The sequence below is a fragment of the Hydrogenophaga sp. GW456-12-10-14-TSB4 genome, assembly GCF_059424305.1.
Genome location: NZ_JBWKZH010000023.1, coordinates 1 through 14,213 on the forward strand (window position 1 = coordinate 1; position 14,213 = coordinate 14,213).

At 61.3% G+C, this 14,213-nt stretch carries 17 protein-coding genes; 9 read left to right on the forward strand and 8 right to left on the reverse strand.

The features are described from left to right. Positions 1 to 110 precede the first annotated feature (110 nt). The 7 genes from AC07ZS_RS13085 (at position 111) to AC07ZS_RS13115 (ending at position 5,178) form a co-directional block, all read left to right on the forward strand. Positions 111 to 1,094, forward strand: a complete 984-nt coding sequence (locus tag AC07ZS_RS13085; protein WP_494798977.1) for a Bug family tripartite tricarboxylate transporter substrate binding protein — start codon at positions 111 to 113, stop codon at positions 1,092 to 1,094. A 105-nt stretch (positions 1,095 to 1,199) separates the two neighbouring features. Beyond that, on the forward strand, positions 1,200 to 2,186 hold the full coding sequence (locus AC07ZS_RS13090) for a Bug family tripartite tricarboxylate transporter substrate binding protein (RefSeq protein WP_494798978.1): 987 nt from the start codon (positions 1,200 to 1,202) through the stop codon (positions 2,184 to 2,186). A gap of 5 nt (positions 2,187 to 2,191) precedes the next feature. Next, positions 2,192 to 2,518: a hypothetical protein gene (locus AC07ZS_RS13095; RefSeq protein WP_494798979.1), complete on the forward strand. Its 327-nt coding sequence runs from the start codon at positions 2,192 to 2,194 to the stop codon at positions 2,516 to 2,518. Then, positions 2,515 to 2,961: a RidA family protein gene (locus tag AC07ZS_RS13100; protein WP_494798980.1), complete on the forward strand. Its 447-nt coding sequence runs from the start codon at positions 2,515 to 2,517 to the stop codon at positions 2,959 to 2,961. Before AC07ZS_RS13095 ends, AC07ZS_RS13100 begins: the two co-directional genes overlap by 4 nt. Positions 2,962 to 2,967: 6 nt before the next feature. After that, entirely contained in the window at positions 2,968 to 3,747 is a 780-nt protein-coding gene (locus AC07ZS_RS13105; RefSeq protein WP_494798981.1) for an SDR family oxidoreductase, read from the forward strand. 61 nt (positions 3,748 to 3,808) lie between these two features. Then, positions 3,809 to 4,795 carry a Bug family tripartite tricarboxylate transporter substrate binding protein gene (locus AC07ZS_RS13110; RefSeq protein ID WP_494798982.1) on the forward strand — a complete coding sequence of 329 codons (987 nt, stop codon included), beginning with the start codon at positions 3,809 to 3,811 and terminating at the stop codon, positions 4,793 to 4,795. Between the two features lie 14 nt (positions 4,796 to 4,809). Next, on the forward strand, positions 4,810 to 5,178 hold the full coding sequence (locus AC07ZS_RS13115) for a RidA family protein (protein WP_494798983.1): 369 nt from the start codon (positions 4,810 to 4,812) through the stop codon (positions 5,176 to 5,178). Here AC07ZS_RS13115 and AC07ZS_RS13120 read toward each other — a convergent pair. Then, complete coding sequence (locus AC07ZS_RS13120) at positions 5,166 to 5,477, reverse strand: NYN domain-containing protein (RefSeq protein ID WP_494798984.1); 312 nt, start codon at positions 5,475 to 5,477, stop codon at positions 5,166 to 5,168. The two genes, AC07ZS_RS13115 and AC07ZS_RS13120, sit on opposite strands and share 13 nt — an antisense overlap. Before the next feature lie 12 nt (positions 5,478 to 5,489). After that, entirely contained in the window at positions 5,490 to 5,630 is a 141-nt protein-coding gene (locus AC07ZS_RS13125) for a hypothetical protein (RefSeq protein ID WP_494798985.1), read from the reverse strand. A gap of 393 nt (positions 5,631 to 6,023) precedes the next feature. Here AC07ZS_RS13125 and AC07ZS_RS13130 point away from each other — a divergent pair, with 393 nt between their 5' ends. Next, complete coding sequence (locus tag AC07ZS_RS13130; RefSeq protein WP_494798986.1) at positions 6,024 to 6,533, forward strand: DUF1993 domain-containing protein; 510 nt, start codon at positions 6,024 to 6,026, stop codon at positions 6,531 to 6,533. Between the two features lie 319 nt (positions 6,534 to 6,852). On the opposite strand, the gene AC07ZS_RS13135 is transcribed toward AC07ZS_RS13130, so the two are convergent. Together AC07ZS_RS13135 and AC07ZS_RS13140 are read right to left on the reverse strand one after the other, a co-directional pair. Further along, the gene (locus AC07ZS_RS13135) at positions 6,853 to 7,416 is read right to left on the reverse strand and encodes a uracil-DNA glycosylase family protein (protein ID WP_494798987.1); all 564 of its coding nucleotides are present in this window, start codon (positions 7,414 to 7,416) and stop codon (positions 6,853 to 6,855) included. Positions 7,417 to 7,452: 36 nt separating this feature from the next. Further along, on the reverse strand, positions 7,453 to 7,980 hold the full coding sequence (locus AC07ZS_RS13140) for a hypothetical protein (protein ID WP_494798988.1): 528 nt from the start codon (positions 7,978 to 7,980) through the stop codon (positions 7,453 to 7,455). Between the two features lie 161 nt (positions 7,981 to 8,141). Between AC07ZS_RS13140 and AC07ZS_RS13145 the strand changes: the two genes are divergently transcribed. Then, positions 8,142 to 8,663, forward strand: a complete 522-nt coding sequence (locus tag AC07ZS_RS13145) for a hypothetical protein (protein WP_494798989.1) — start codon at positions 8,142 to 8,144, stop codon at positions 8,661 to 8,663. Positions 8,664 to 9,067: 404 nt separating this feature from the next. On the opposite strand, the gene AC07ZS_RS13150 is transcribed toward AC07ZS_RS13145, so the two are convergent. The 4 genes from AC07ZS_RS13150 to AC07ZS_RS13165 all read right to left on the reverse strand — a co-directional run bounded on the left by AC07ZS_RS13150 (position 9,068) and on the right by AC07ZS_RS13165 (position 14,097). Beyond that, positions 9,068 to 9,649, reverse strand: coding sequence for an AlbA family DNA-binding domain-containing protein (locus AC07ZS_RS13150; RefSeq protein ID WP_494798990.1), 582 nt, complete (start codon positions 9,647 to 9,649; stop codon positions 9,068 to 9,070). Positions 9,650 to 9,972: 323 nt separating this feature from the next. Next, positions 9,973 to 10,701, reverse strand: coding sequence for a complement resistance protein TraT (traT, locus tag AC07ZS_RS13155; RefSeq protein WP_494798991.1), 729 nt, complete (start codon positions 10,699 to 10,701; stop codon positions 9,973 to 9,975). A 1-nt stretch (position 10,702) separates the two neighbouring features. After that, positions 10,703 to 13,087, reverse strand: coding sequence for a S1C family serine protease (locus AC07ZS_RS13160; RefSeq protein ID WP_494798992.1), 2,385 nt, complete (start codon positions 13,085 to 13,087; stop codon positions 10,703 to 10,705). A gap of 641 nt (positions 13,088 to 13,728) precedes the next feature. Continuing rightward, positions 13,729 to 14,097, reverse strand: a complete 369-nt coding sequence (locus AC07ZS_RS13165; RefSeq protein WP_494798993.1) for a DUF1428 domain-containing protein — start codon at positions 14,095 to 14,097, stop codon at positions 13,729 to 13,731. Positions 14,098 to 14,213: the final 116 nt, after the last annotated feature.

The window sequence follows — 14,213 nt, forward strand, 5'->3', positions numbered from 1 at the left end:
GGCCAGGAGAAGGGCCGCCTGGGCATCCTCGAATACACCAGCCAGAAGAGCTTCTATTGGGGCTTGAACGAATCGCCCATGCCTTGGGCCACCTCCTGAATCAACGACACATGACCTCTCGCCGCACCCTCATCGCTCTCGCCTCGCTGTTCGCCCTGCTGGGGAACGCGCAAGCCCAGACCCCCGCCGAAAAACAGCTGGCGTCCGACAAGTTCACCCTGGTTGCGCCCTTCCCCGCCGGTGGCGCCATCGACGCCCTCGCCCGCCTGCTGGCCGACGGCCTGGCCAAGCGCTACAACCAGACCGCCATCGTGGAAAACGCCCCCGGCGGTGCGGGCACCATCGGCATGGGCAAGGTCAAGCGCGCCAAGGCCGACGGCCACACGCTGCTCGTGATCCCCGCCGGCAACCTCACCATCAACCCCACGCTGATGCCGAAGTTCCCCTTCGACGTGCAGAAGGACTTCGAGGCCGTCACCATGCTGGCCACCACGCCCAACGTGCTGGTGACCCACCCCAAGAGCGGCTTCAAGAACGTGGCCGACGTGATCAAGGCGGCCAAGGCCAAACCCGGCACGCTGTTCTACGCCTCGACCGGCATCGGCAGCGGCCTGCACATCGCGGGCGAGCTGTTCAAGGACCAGGCCGACATCGACATCCAGCACGTGGCCTACAAGGGCTCGACGCCGGCCATCAACGACCTGATGGCGGGCACCGTGCCGCTGATGTTCGGCAACCTGCCCACCATGCTGCCGCACCTGGAAAGCGGCCGCCTCGTGGCGCTGGGCCTGACCGACCGCGCTCGCACCCCCAACGCGCCCGACATCCCCACCCTGGCCGAACAAGGCGTGCCCGGCGTGGTGGTGCCTTCGTGGTACGGCCTGCTCGCGCCCGCAGGCACGCCGGCCAACGTGGTCGATCAACTCGCGAAAGACATGGTCGAGATCCTGGCGCAGCCGCATGTGCGCGACACGCTCAAAGCCCAGGGCATGACCGAGTGGACGATGAAACCCGCCGCCTTCGATGCGCACATCCGCACCGAGACGGCCAACTGGGCCAAGGTGATCAAGGCACGCAACATCACGATGGAGTGACGGGGCCTCGCGCAAGCCGCGTGCCTTGCACGCATCTTGCGTGACCGGTGTGTGCCCGGCACCGGGCGCACCATTCTGTTTCTTTGAACCGTTGAGAGTTTTTTCATGACACACCGCCGCACCCTTCTCGCCCTCACCTCGCTGCTCGCCCTGCTGGGCACCACCGCCCACGCACAGACCGGCGCCGAGAAGCAACTGGCCGCCGACAAGTTCACGCTCGTCGCCCCGTTCCCCGCCGGTGGCCCCATCGACACGCTGGCCCGCGTGCTGGCCGACGGCCTGGCCAAGCGCTACAACCAGATCGCCGTGGTCGACAACGCCCCGGGCGCGGCCGGCAACATCGGCATGGAGCGCGTCAAGCGCGCCAAGGCCGACGGCCACACGCTGCTGGTGATCCCCGCCGGCAACCTCACCATCAACCCCACGCTGATGCCGAAGTTCCCCTTCGACGTGCAGAAGGACTTCGTGCCCGTGGCCATGCTGGCCAAGACGCCCAACGTGCTGGTGACGAACCCGGCCACGGGCATCAAGAGCGTGGCCGAACTCATTGCGCGCGCCAAGGCCAAGCCCGACTCGCTCTCTTACGCGTCGCCCGGCGTGGGCAGCGGCCTGCACCTGGCGGGCGAGCTGTTCAAGTCGCAAGCCGATGTGGACATCCTGCACGTCGCCTACAAGGGCACGCCGCCCGCCATCAACGACGTGCTCGGCGGCACCGTGCCCCTGATGTTCAGCAACCTGCCCACCGTGCTGCCGCACATCCGCAGCGGCAAGCTGGTCGCGCTGGCCGTGACCGACAGCGTGCGCACGCCCACGGCCCCGGAAATCCCGACGCTGACCGAACTGGGTGTGCCCGGCGTGGTGGTGCCTTCGTGGTACGGCCTGTTGGCGCCCGCCGGCACGCCGGCCGACGTGGTCGCACAACTCGCGCGTGACGCCGCCGTCATCCTGGCCGAGCCTGCCGTGCGCGAGCGCCTGCAAGGCCAGGGCCTGAGCGCCTGGGACATCCAGACGGCCGCGTTCGACGCCCACATCCGCGAAGAAACCGCGCGCTGGGCCAAGGTCATCAAGGCCCGCAACATCACGATGGAGTGAACGCCATGAGCGACGCCGCCGCCAATGTGTTGATCACCCTCGTGTTGAAACACCACGCCGGCCTCACGCTGGACGACGTGCAGGCGAAGCTCAAGGCCAGCGAATGGTGGGAGCGCTTCCCGGTGGAAGGCACGCGCGTGGTGTCGTGGACCGTGGCCATGGGCCTGGGCCAGATCGTCACGCTCGAAGTGCCGCCGCACCTGCTGGGCCGCGTCAACCTCGAACTGGAGCGCTCCGCCTGGGGCGTCTTCCAGACCGAGTGCTACCCCACCTACGACTTCGTGCCGGTGCGCGAACGCATCATCGAGCGCGTCAAGGCCGGAGGCCAATGATGGTGACCGTCGCCGAAAAAATCCAGTGCCCGCAGGTGCCCGACCTGCCCACCGCGAGCTGGACCAACGGCTACCGCATCGGCCAGGAAGTGGTGGTCTCGGGCATGACCGGCCACCCCGCCACGCGCCAGGCCGCCGAGCGCGGCGCGCCGCTGGGCGCCTACGACCAGGCCATGGTCGTGCTCAAGAAACTCGAAGCGCTGGTGACAGCCGCCGGCGGCCACCGGCACAACCTGACCAAGACCGTGGTCTACCTCACCGACATCGCCGACAAGGACGAAGTCGGCCGCGCGCGGCGCGACTTCTTCGGCGAGCACACACCGTGCTCGACCCTGGTGGCCGTGCAGGCCCTCGTGTTCCCCGAGCTGCGCGTGGAGATCGACGCCTGGGCCCGGCTCGACGTGGACCTGCGCCAGGCCCAACCCCTCACCAACGAAAGCTGAACCACCATGGACCTGGGCATTGCAGGCAAGAAGGCACTTGTGTGCGGCGCGAGCTCGGGGCTGGGCTATGCCTGCGCCGAAGCGCTGGTGAAAGACGGTGTGCACGTGGTGATCGCCGCGCGCACCGAAGGCCCGCTGCGCGAAGCCGCCGAACGCCTGGCCGCGCACGGCGCGGGCCAGGTGAGCTACGTCGCCGCCGACGTGACCTCCGACGAAGGCCGCGCGCGCATCTTTGCCGCGCACCCCGACTTCGACATCCTCGTCACCAACGCGGGCGGCCCGCCGCCGGGCGACTTCCGGAACTGGGACCGCGAGACCTGGCACCGCGCGATCGACGCCAACATGCTCGCCCCCATCGAACTCATCAAGGCCACGGTGGACGGCATGATGGCGCGCGGCTTCGGCCGCATCATCAACCTCACCTCCAGCGCCGTGAAGTCGCCGCTGGACGGCTTGGGCCTGTCCACCGGCGCGCGCAGCGGCCTCACCGGTTTCGTGTCGGGCCTGGCGCGCACCACCGTGGCGCGCGGCGTGACCATCAACAACCTGCTGCCCGGCACCTTCGACACCGCGCGCCTGGAAAGCAACTTCGCCGCGCAAGCCAAGCGCGAGGGCAAGACCGTGGACGAAGTGCGCACCGCGCGCCTGGCCAAACACCCGGCCCACCGCATCGGCCAGCCCAGCGAACTCGGCCACACCTGCGCCTACCTGTGCAGCGTGCACGCGGGCTACATCAACGGGCAGAACATCCTGCTCGACGGTGGCTCGTTCACCGGCGTGTTCTGACGCCGCCTGTTTCGTTTTTGTTTTCCCTGCCAGCTCAACGACACCCTAGGAGACATCGAACATGACCGCCCGCCGCCCCCTGCTGCTCACCGCGCTCGCCGCCGCTGCCGCCCTCGCCCTGCCCGTGGGCAGCGCACTGGCGCAGACCTACCCCAGCAAGACCATCACGCTCGTCGTGTCCTTCCCGCCCGGTGGCGACACCGATGCCCTGGCGCGCACCTTCGCCGAGAAGCTGCAGGCCCGCGTGGGCCAGCCGGTGGTGGTGGAGAACAAGACCGGCGCCAGCGGCACGATTGGCAACTCGTTCGTGGCCAAGGCCGCGCCCGACGGCCACACGCTGCTGTTCACGCCCAACACGATCGCAACCGCCCCGCTGGTGCTCAAGCCCGGCACCGGTGCCACCTACAACCCGCTCACCGACTTCACGCCCATCCTGCTGGCCGGCACGCAACAGCTGTTCCTCATCACCCACGCCGGCTCAGGCCTGAACACCGTGAAGGACGTGGTGGCTGCCGCCAAGAGCGGCAAGCTCACCAACTACGCCAGCCCCGGCAGCGGCTCGCCCATGCACATTTTGGGCGAGATGTTCAACCGCTCGGCCGACGTGAAGATCACCCAGGTGCCCTACCGGGGCGTCGCGCCCGCCGTCGTCGACATCGTGGCTGGCCACATCCCCATGCTGTACACCACGCTCGGCCCGGTGGCCCAGTACATCAGCCAGGGCAAGCTGGTGGCCGTGGCGGTGGCCGACCCGCAGCGCTCGCCGCTGGCGCCCAACGTGCCCACCCTGGCCGAATCGGGCGTGAAGGACGCCGAAGTCGGCGCCTGGCAAGGCTTCATGGGCCCCAAAGGCATGCCGCCTGAAGTGGTGCGCACGCTCAACAGCCACCTGAATGAAATCCTGAAAATGCCCGACGTGATCGCGCGCATGAACACCATGGCGCTGATCCCGGCCGGTGGCGACCCGTCGGCGCTGGCCAAGATCAACCAGTACCACAACGAGCGCTACGGCAAGGTGATCCGCGAGACCGGCATCATGGCCGACTGAGCACCGCCGTAACGATGAAGGAAATCATCGACGTCGGCCTGCCGCCGTTCAAGCAGCCGTTCTCGTGGATGGTGCGCGCCGGCGGCGTGCTCTACACCGCCCACGGGCCGGTGCGCGAAGACGGCAGCGTGGACACCACCGGCAGCATCGAACAGCAGGCCCGCCTGACCTTCAGCAACCTGCAGCGCGCGGTGGAACGCGCGGGCAAGACCATGGACGACGTGGCGCAGGTGCTGATCTACATGACCGACGTGGCCGACATGCCGGCCATCGACGCCGTGTACCGCGAGTTCTTCCGCGCGCCCTGGCCCAACCGGTCCAGCGCCGGCGTGGCGCTGGTGGTGCCGGGGATGAAGATCGAGATCGTCGCCTACGTGGCCTGAGAGGCCGCCTCGATCGACTCGGTGTAGATGAAGCTGGTGCAGGCGGCCACGAAAGCCCGTGGCGTCTGCCGCGCGCCGAAGCCATACACACGGACACCCTCGCGCCGCACGCCGAAGGCCAGCGGTGTGAGATCACTGTCTGACGACACGAGGCAGACCGCATCGAACTGCCCCGTGTTCACCAGCGACATCGCCTCCACGCTGAGCATGATGTCGGCCGCGTTCTTGCCCTTGGCATACGGAAAGAGCTGCACCGCCTCGATGGCGTTGTAGAGCAGTACGTTCTTGAAGCGGCTCATGTTCGGCCGCGTTCAGTCGGCGTACGCGCGCTTGACGATGAGCGCGCCGTAACAGGCGGCGCGCAACAGGATGGAACGGATCAGCGTGTGAGAGACCTTTTCCGCATCGATCAACACGGCGAGCTTCTGTTGCTTGTGCTGCAGCTTGGGCATATGGCGCCTGCCTTCCCTGTTCGTTGGGGAACAGCCGCCGCCACGTGACAGAGTGGCGGCGGCCCGAACGGGCTGAGAACCGGGGATCTTCTCGCGAAAAACCGGCAAGCCTCGCGGCTTCCCATCCAGGCCGCCATAAAGCAAGCGTAAATAATGATGAAGGCCGCTGTTCTAGCGGTTTACAGCGGCCTTCTGGCCGCGACAAGATCCCGGGTTCTCAGGCCCGCGCTCACCTTTTTCGTGAGCGGGGGAGACTTTACTTCAGTACAACCAAAGAATTCATGTTGCGCACAGTAAGAATCTGCAGCGGGCACCCGTCTCGTCGGCCAGTGCGGGGGTGACCGTGTCCTGTTAGCCTCCACGATCCTGTCCCATTTAAAAAGTGAATTCCCCATGACCAGCCCGCTGTACACCGCTTCCATTCCCGTCCTGCAGCAGATGCTGCGCGCCCTGTCCGATGTGCTCAAGAAGGCAGAAGACCACGCGACGCAAAAAAATATCGATCCCAACGCGCTGCTGCAGGCGCGGCTGTTCCCCGACATGTTTCCGCTGGTGCGTCAGGTACAGATCGCCGCTGACTTCTCCAAGGGCATTGCGTCCCGCCTGGCGGGTGCCGAGGTGCCTTCCTGGCCCGACACGGAAGCCAGCTTCACGGACCTGCAAGCCTTGATCGCCAAGGCCTTGGCCCACATCGGCTCCTTCAAGCCCGAGCAATTTGATGCCAGTGAGAGCCGCGAAATCGTGTTGCGCCCCGGCACCCCCAAGGAAAAGAAGCTGACCGGCAGCGCCTATCTTCTGCACTACGGTCTGCCGCAGTTTTTCTTCCACGTGACCACCGCCTACGCCATCTTGCGCCACAACGGCGTTGAGATCGGTAAGCGCGACTACATGGGGGCCTATTGAGGCAAGACGCCTGAGTGCAGCCGGGCGCCAGGCGCGCCTTGCCGCCCTTCATTGACAGCTACAACGCCAGTCGGTGAAATCACATTTTTGACCTCTGTGGGCGTTCGGCGGTGTTTTGGAGAGGCGCCTATGCAGCGGGAGCTGTCATTCAGATCTGTATGTCGAGAGCCTGCTGTCGGCCACAAGCGGAAGCTGCGCCGATGTGGACGCGGCTCAACGTTTGAGCTGAGCGGACGCCACCGGTGTGGCGCCGCGAGGCTCTCAGGTCTATCCTCCGCCTCGCGGCGCCACACCGGTGGCGGTCCGCTCGAGCGAAGAGTTAGCCCACCGCGGCGTCAAGTTCCGCATCGGACAACCCACCGGCTGGATGTTTGACGAACTGGAATCTCGGATCATTTGCATAGCCAAGGGATCGAACGGCATTTCGTGCTGGTGAGCCAAAGACCACAACAGTCTGGTACGGCAGTGCTTCGATGTCGGCGCGGAGCCAATGGGAGCAGTGTTCGAGTGCCTTGGCAGGAGGTCTCTTGTCTCGAGGGCGCTTGTCCTTGACCTGTGCGTTCTTGCCAGGAAAGCATTGCGCGGTGTTCGTGATGTTGTAGTCTGCTCGAGTCTTTCCTGCGCGACCAAAGGCATCGAGCAATCGTGCGCCGGCCGAGTGAGGTTTGGTACTAGAAATCGGCCGTCCGCTCTCCCACTCCTCGTCACCAGGTGCTTGGAAGATCAAGAGTACCGAGCTCCCGTTATCTTCCATAGACAGTGGCGTTGAGCGGAAGCTTCGGAACGTCGCCGGTAGGTGTTCCGCATGCTCCAGCGGGCAGCCTTGACAGTGGGGACCGTAGTTCTGGGGCATCGGTGGGCTAACGTTTGACATGAGAGGCATGACCCGGCAAGCCGGGTCATGCCTCTCGATTGATAGTTAGGCGTCGCGGCGCCAGTACTTCACATCAAGGTGCACGCGGAGCACGCCTTCCTGCTTTGCTACTACAGACGCGAATGTTTGATACGCCAAGTGCTCGCTCGGCGTAAGGCGAATGACGGTTCTCCAGCGCGGTAACGCTCCACGCTTTCCTTCCCTTTTCAGTCCCTTCGCAACGTGGCTGTCTATCGGCACCTCCAGCCACGCTTCGATCTTGTCGAGCCGGTACTGCTCGCACACGTACTTGTTGTACGCGCAGCTCCGAAGGAAGATGTTAAGAAACTTTCTGGCACTACCCCAATATCGAGCTTCCTTAGGAAGGGCCTTCTGCAATTCAAGCGTGGCAACTTCAAGTTCAGCACGGAAGGCGCTCTCATTGCTCTCTACGAAGCGGCTGATGTTGACGCCCTGAAGATACTTCCGAGCGGCCTGGATCGTGCCGGCGGGTCCCATGCCTCTTGCGGTGGAGGCACCGACGGATGTGCCGCCAACACGCTTCTGCAATAGCTGGAGGTAGTTCTTGTTCATGGCGATCTCTAACGTTTGAGCTGAGCGGCAGCCAGCGGCTTGGCCCGCGAGGCGGATGATGAACGACAGCGCGCCGCGGGCTAAGCCGGTGGATGTCCGCTCGAGCGAAGGGTTAGACCTCACGGCGTTGACGGTCGCAGAAAGTTCAAGTGGCCGTGTAGGTGAAAGGAGATGTCTGCGACGGTTCCGAGAGCTGTAGTCAGTTGGGGCGCGGGACTAAGGTAGTCTGGATAAACGAGCCCGGTGTACAGGCCAACAAGAAGGACATCGGTGCCTCTCTCGACAAACACCGGCCCGCCCGACATGCCGGCTCCGCCAATGCTCTCGAGCAAATACTGACGTCGCCGGTCGGGCACGTTTACAGCGGCCACAAATCGCGTGAGGACAACCGGCGTGGGCTGACTCTGACCGTTGGCGCTAAACCCGTATGGATATCCTGCGACAAGCATCTTGTCGCCAGGAACAATCATGTCGGAACCGAGTACTCGAGTGTTGTCCGTGAGCTGAACCTCAGCGACCTGCAGTTCGGACGGAAGCTTCAACTTTACGGCGTCGTGCCAGAACGGTACGCGGAGACCAAGGGCATTGAGCTCGACATGAGGGGTGTCTTGCTCATCTTGAAGCCACTGGGGCCGCAACTGATCGCCTTGCTCGGCGTACAACGGCAGGTCAATGCTTTGTAGACCTGCAACCCGCTGGGCGCCCGCGTCTCCAATCACAAAGGTGCTGTTCCGGTGACCCCCGGGCTCCAATACGTTGGAGGTAAGCCCAGTTGCTCCCTGCAACGAGATGCGTAGGTAGCAGCGTCGCGTCGGGGGTGTTGGCGGTACCTGCTTGCTGTACGGATCGAAGCCGGTGACTACATGCCAACAGGTGTAGAGAAAGCAGGCATCATCTTCGCGTCGCAGGAACCCACTTGCGAAGGCTCCTGGAATCTCCCGGCGGTCCGCATCAAGGCATTGAAGAAGCACGCAGGAGTAGCCAAGCAACCATCGCTGTGTTGGTCCCGGAACGGCAGACATAGTGGTTTGTGAGGTCTAACGTTGAAATTTAGCGGCTGCCGAAGGCAGTCCTTTGGAACGAATGATTAGAAGCGCGCATAGACAACCGATGCAATCACTGATGCTAGAGCACCAAGGAAGAAGCCGACACCCCGCTCTTTCCAACGCGCCTGCCAAGTGTTCGATTCTCGGATCTGCTCATGCATTTCTTCAATGAGCTTCGATTGCCGCTCTATGGCCTTGGTGAGCGATTCGATCGTGGCCGAACTCGGCTGAGACGGGAGATGCTGCCGCATCTGCGTCCAGGCCATGGGCTGGGTCATCGTTCCCGCCCTCACAAATGCACTGCCTTCCGACAGGACGATCTCGGCCGACCGCTCCACGTCAATGACGGCGACGCGCTTTCCTTCCGTTTCGACGATCGATAACTTGGTATTCGGCTCTGGGACTAGACGTTTTCGGGCTGCCTCGTAGACACGGCGCGCAAGCACTTCGTCTACCCCAACAACCTCTGGAGGCTCCTTGACGCCGATAACAATCTTGCCCCCTTGTGCATTGGCAAAGGAGCCAATCAGCTTGGCGAGAAGCTGCGGATCACGGACAGACGTCTTGAGTTCTAGAGATTCGCTCTCGCCCGCAAAGATGAATTCAAGGATTTGCGAATGCACCGAGGCTCCTTACGCTTCTAACTTTGATTTAAACCGGCAAAACACCCGGCACCCACAACAGCAGTCGTTAAACAAAGTCGCATGCCGCCCCTGAAAAGTGTTTGAAATCAACCGGTTGGCTCTAACTGGCGGGTGGATGAGTGGGCATAACAGATCCGACAAACCTGACCAAGCTCGACAAGCATCTCCGATATGGCCGCTCCGGGTCGGGAGTTGCTGGTCCCGAGACGAAGGTGAATGTCCTAGTCCAGTCTAGAGTGGACTTCGGAACCGCGTCTGCGGAATTGCCTCGAAAGTTGCCGGTAGCGGGCCTACCCCCTATCTCAGATGAGGTTCGCGACCACGCTTGAAAGCCTGTCCTGAATCGCTCCAACGACGTAGCCGCGGTTCTCTCGCCGGTCACCGGCGTAAACCGCAAGCTTGACCGTCTCGCGCATGGCGAAAGAGTCAAACGTCGCGCGTTCGTCATCGCGCCTGTGCTCCATCCGGTTTCCTCCAATCACAAAGCTGTCCCGAGCCTTGTTCTCTTGGCGAACCACACCGATGTTGACGTCACATAGGACCAAGTAAGAGTCGTACTCGTTGTGCGCACGCAGAACCTCCTGAAGAGTTGCCCCTGCCACGGCACCTAAGACCACGCCAGACGCGGCCGAAATACCGCCAGCGCGTCGTCCTGCCTCGTATCCAGCCACGCCCCCAAGCAACGCCCCAACCTCATTGCCTGCTTGCACTCGACCATTAGCGACGGTGCCCATGAAGTAGAGATTGATGTCCATCACGATTCCGGCGGTGTCGCTACCAATAGAGTAGCCCGCCGAGCGAAGTCCCTCCTCCACGGTCGAGCGGATTTTCGACATATCTATGGCGGGGTCGCCGGACGAGTTCCGAAGTCGAACACGGACTTGCCGATTGGCAAACTGGTCGGGCGAAACGAACAGATTTTTTGACACCGAGCTTCCGATTTGGAACCCTGGTGTTTGGAAAGTTGATGCACAACCAGCCAAGGTCATGGCGACCAAAGCAGCTAGAGGCATACGGATACGGTTGCGCATTTCAGCGTCCTTGGAATCTGTTGAGGTAGTTGCGAATTTCATTGAATGAGACACTGAAGTTCAAATTCTGCGACCCCTTGTCCACACGAATCCAGTCATTCACGCCAATAACAACATCCTTAAGCAACAACGGGCCACCCGAATTTCCCGGACTGATTGGCGTATCCGTTTGAATGAACTCCACAAAATTCTCAGAGGCAATCGTCGCGCTGCGTTGTTTGCGAACCGCGCTGATGACTCCACGTGTGATAGTGAACTCGTACCCCTTGGGATGTCCAATGGCTTCGACCGTCTCTCCAAGACGCAACGGCCCTTCGTGAATCTTCAGGGGTTTTCCAGCCGTCTGAGCGCGAACAAGAGCCAAATCCAAACGAATGTCATGGTCAACTACTCGACCGTAGGACTTCGTACCGTCGTGAAAGGTGATTTCTGCCAGGGAGTTGCCATCCACCACGTGGAAAGCCGTCAGGATCAGATCCGGCGTGACGTAGAACCCGGTCCCTGTGGCCTTGGAATTGCGAACTATGACCACGCTGTCAAACCGTTCATCTGCGATGGTTTGGGTAGAGACTGTGCGCGAAGTGGTCATCGAGGAGTTTGAGGCATAGGTAGGCCCCGCAGCCGCGTAGCTTCTCGAGTTGAGCGTTTGAAGAAATGCCTGAACGTTTTGGAACGGATCTTGGGTCGCACTCTTCAGCCCTGCTGGGCTGAACAAGCTCGACAGTGACACGCTTATCGGACGCTTCTCCCAATCAGAGACTTCCTTCTCATTCTTCAAGTTGCGCGAGATGCTTGAATGCTGCGGGTCCTTTTCGTGCACGTTGTACGCAACATTGAAAGTCTCTTGATCATTGACTGTGAAGTTGTTCTTCAAAGTACGACCTGCCTTCACGTCAATCACGTAATAGTTCACCTGGGCGGTCTTTTGTGCATTGATGTCCACGGCTTGGTACGCATACTCAGCATACACAGGAACGGTCAGCGTCTGCGGTGTGTTGGCTAGCGCGCTCGAAGCCTGCTCGACTTGGCTGCGCGTGGAGGCACTTTGCACCCCGTCGGCAAGGCCTTGCAACACACAGCCCCAACCCTGGCATGCCTTGGGCATCGCGCTACTAATTTGGGCTCGCTGATACTGCGACATGGCCGTTTGATACCGAGTCATCGCATCCACATAGCCAGGATTTGGTGTCTGCCGCGTATCTGACTGGAAGCGACTCTTGATCTCGCTCTTGCTTTTAAACTCACGGCTCACCTTCGCCACAGTTAAGTCCGTGACGAACACGAAGTCATATTGACTCAGATTCGAGGCTGTGAAGATGGCTTCAGTTGCTGGCTGAAACGCTACTTCAACGTCGCGATCAAAGGAAACTTCAAAATCGAAAATGTTGCGATCCTTGAAGCTCGCGCTGGTGAGATCCACGTACCCGATTTTTACCAGCGAGCGAAGCGCATCGGCAGACGTTCCAAAAGGAGGCTTGGCGGAACTAAGAGCCCCCACCTCTTCAAGCGTGATGCGTCCATCTGCATAAAGTTGGCGCCGCGCCAGCTCGACGTATGCGCGGTCGACCGCCTCTTTGCTCTGTGGGCTGAGGTACTCGGTAAAATTTTTGGCTCGCAGATGGGTCTCTTCGAGACTCGAAAGGCTCTGAATGCGAGAAACTGCAGCCTGCTGAAATGGTCCCGAGCTGACAAAGTCCGAGCGTTCAATCTTCAGCTCGCCAACGTACGAAGGCTCGTGCGATCCTGTGGAGAAAACATCATCTGCCAGCGCGCCGACGGCGAGTACCTTTCCTTCACGCGCCATGGCGTGGATACGCGCCAATTCCGCAACCAGCAGATCTCTCTGAGGGATGCCCTGCTTCGTAAGCCGAAGCAGCCTGTCTTCAGACAAAGTTGCCGCAGCAATTGATGCGGCTTTGACTTGAGCTGACAAGGCTGGCCATCCCGCCCTGTCGGGTATCGCCGTGACCGATTTCAGTGCAACTGTCGCCCGCGAAACCTTGTCTTGATACCGGGTCGTCCAAACATACTCCGAGAGCTGGGAAAACTCCGGTGGCAACGGCGTTGAACTATCCTTGTATCGACTCTCAAAGTAGTCTGAATTGCGGTTGAAATAGTCATCTGCCTCAGCAAACTTTGAAGCACCGACCAATGACTTGAGCTCGCGCACCTGCGTGCTCAACATATCGCTTAGTCCAGTCGATGCCAACCCAAAAGGCATCGTCAGATCTTTGACCAAACCAGTCGGGCCCTGCATGGTGACGCAACCACTCAGGAACACGAGAACGGAAATAGATGCCAACAGGTTGGGCAATCTGCACACTGCCGGAAGCAATCCATTCTTTGCAGCCGACTCCTCCCTCTTGCCATTTTTTAAAAATCGCATAGTGCCATCCTTGAATCTGGAGGCACTCTATCACTTCTGGTTACATCTTTGATCACACCAAAAGTGTCGTAAATCACGGATCTGGGTCTGAAGTATCTTTTCAGCGGGCAAGACATATCCCGGGCCTTCGGACGGCAGTTAAACCTCTAAATGCAGGTGTGTCGGACGTTCTGACAGTTCCGTTACCGCTCGATGTGATCTGTTCAAGGACCGCCATTTGCGAGAACGATTGTTCAAAGCGGTGACGAGGACTGTCCGAGGCCAGTCTGAAACAGACCTATGCCGCCTCGCGTGCAAGAATCGTTTCCAACCTAAAGCATCAATATTGCGAGGTCCGACGCTCAGAGTGGCGGGCCACATTCGCACTTCGTGACCACCCTGCCAAGGGACAACGACTTAACCCAAGCCCTCGTTGGGCTGAATGGCTCGGACGCCACGCTGTCCCCGTGCTCGCTGGGACCGCTGAGCGGAGTCGCTACGAGATCACGTAGGTCATGGCTCCGCTAGGTTCAAGAGGCCCAAAGACGCTTAGTCCACGTTGCATTCAAGCGAGGACGTGAGTGATGGTTTCTGCTCTGCTAAGCGAAGCGCGCGCTGCGCACATCCAGGCGCAGCGCAACCGCCCCCCCCCCAACGCCCCATCAAGCCTTCACTTCGACCACCTGTTCAAAGCCGCCAAAGATCATGCGTTTGCCATCAAAGGGCATGGGCGGGTTGCCGGGGGTGGACGGGTCCATGCGCGGGTCTTCCATCATCTTCTTCATGCCCGCGTCGCGAGTGGCTTTGTCCGGCCATTCGACCCACGAAAACGCCACAGTCTCCTCGGCCGTCGCCTGGACGGCACGGCGGAAGTCGGTGACTTTGCCGTCGGGCACGTCGTCGCCCCAGCCCTCGATCACCCTCGTAGCGCCCAGCTCGAGAAATATCGGGTCGAGCTTTCGCGCGTGTTCAATGAACTTCTGCTTGTTGGCGGTGGGAACTGCGATCACGAAACCATCGATGTAAGACATATCAGACTCCTGTGGGGTTGACCTGCAAGGCGCCCCCTGTGGGCACCCTGTAGTTGCTCGACGAACGACAGCAGGAGAAATCGACATGACCATCCATCCTGCGTTAGAAGAACATG

Coding starts and splice junctions, on each gene's coding strand:
- AC07ZS_RS13085 (WP_494798977.1), top strand. CDS start 111: ATGACCTCTCGCCGCACCCTCATCGCTCTCGCCTCGCTGTTCGCCCTG.
- AC07ZS_RS13090 (WP_494798978.1), top strand. CDS start 1,200: ATGACACACCGCCGCACCCTTCTCGCCCTCACCTCGCTGCTCGCCCTG.
- AC07ZS_RS13095 (WP_494798979.1), top strand. CDS start 2,192: ATGAGCGACGCCGCCGCCAATGTGTTGATCACCCTCGTGTTGAAACAC.
- AC07ZS_RS13100 (WP_494798980.1), top strand. CDS start 2,515: ATGATGGTGACCGTCGCCGAAAAAATCCAGTGCCCGCAGGTGCCCGAC.
- AC07ZS_RS13105 (WP_494798981.1), top strand. CDS start 2,968: ATGGACCTGGGCATTGCAGGCAAGAAGGCACTTGTGTGCGGCGCGAGC.
- AC07ZS_RS13110 (WP_494798982.1), top strand. CDS start 3,809: ATGACCGCCCGCCGCCCCCTGCTGCTCACCGCGCTCGCCGCCGCTGCC.
- AC07ZS_RS13115 (WP_494798983.1), top strand. CDS start 4,810: ATGAAGGAAATCATCGACGTCGGCCTGCCGCCGTTCAAGCAGCCGTTC.
- AC07ZS_RS13120 (WP_494798984.1), bottom strand. CDS start 5,477: ATGAGCCGCTTCAAGAACGTACTGCTCTACAACGCCATCGAGGCGGTG.
- AC07ZS_RS13125 (WP_494798985.1), bottom strand. CDS start 5,630: ATGCCCAAGCTGCAGCACAAGCAACAGAAGCTCGCCGTGTTGATCGAT.
- AC07ZS_RS13130 (WP_494798986.1), top strand. CDS start 6,024: ATGACCAGCCCGCTGTACACCGCTTCCATTCCCGTCCTGCAGCAGATG.
- AC07ZS_RS13135 (WP_494798987.1), bottom strand. CDS start 7,416: ATGCCTCTCATGTCAAACGTTAGCCCACCGATGCCCCAGAACTACGGT.
- AC07ZS_RS13140 (WP_494798988.1), bottom strand. CDS start 7,980: ATGAACAAGAACTACCTCCAGCTATTGCAGAAGCGTGTTGGCGGCACA.
- traT (WP_494798991.1), bottom strand. CDS start 10,701: ATGCGCAACCGTATCCGTATGCCTCTAGCTGCTTTGGTCGCCATGACC.
- AC07ZS_RS13160 (WP_494798992.1), bottom strand. CDS start 13,087: ATGCGATTTTTAAAAAATGGCAAGAGGGAGGAGTCGGCTGCAAAGAAT.
- AC07ZS_RS13165 (WP_494798993.1), bottom strand. CDS start 14,097: ATGTCTTACATCGATGGTTTCGTGATCGCAGTTCCCACCGCCAACAAG.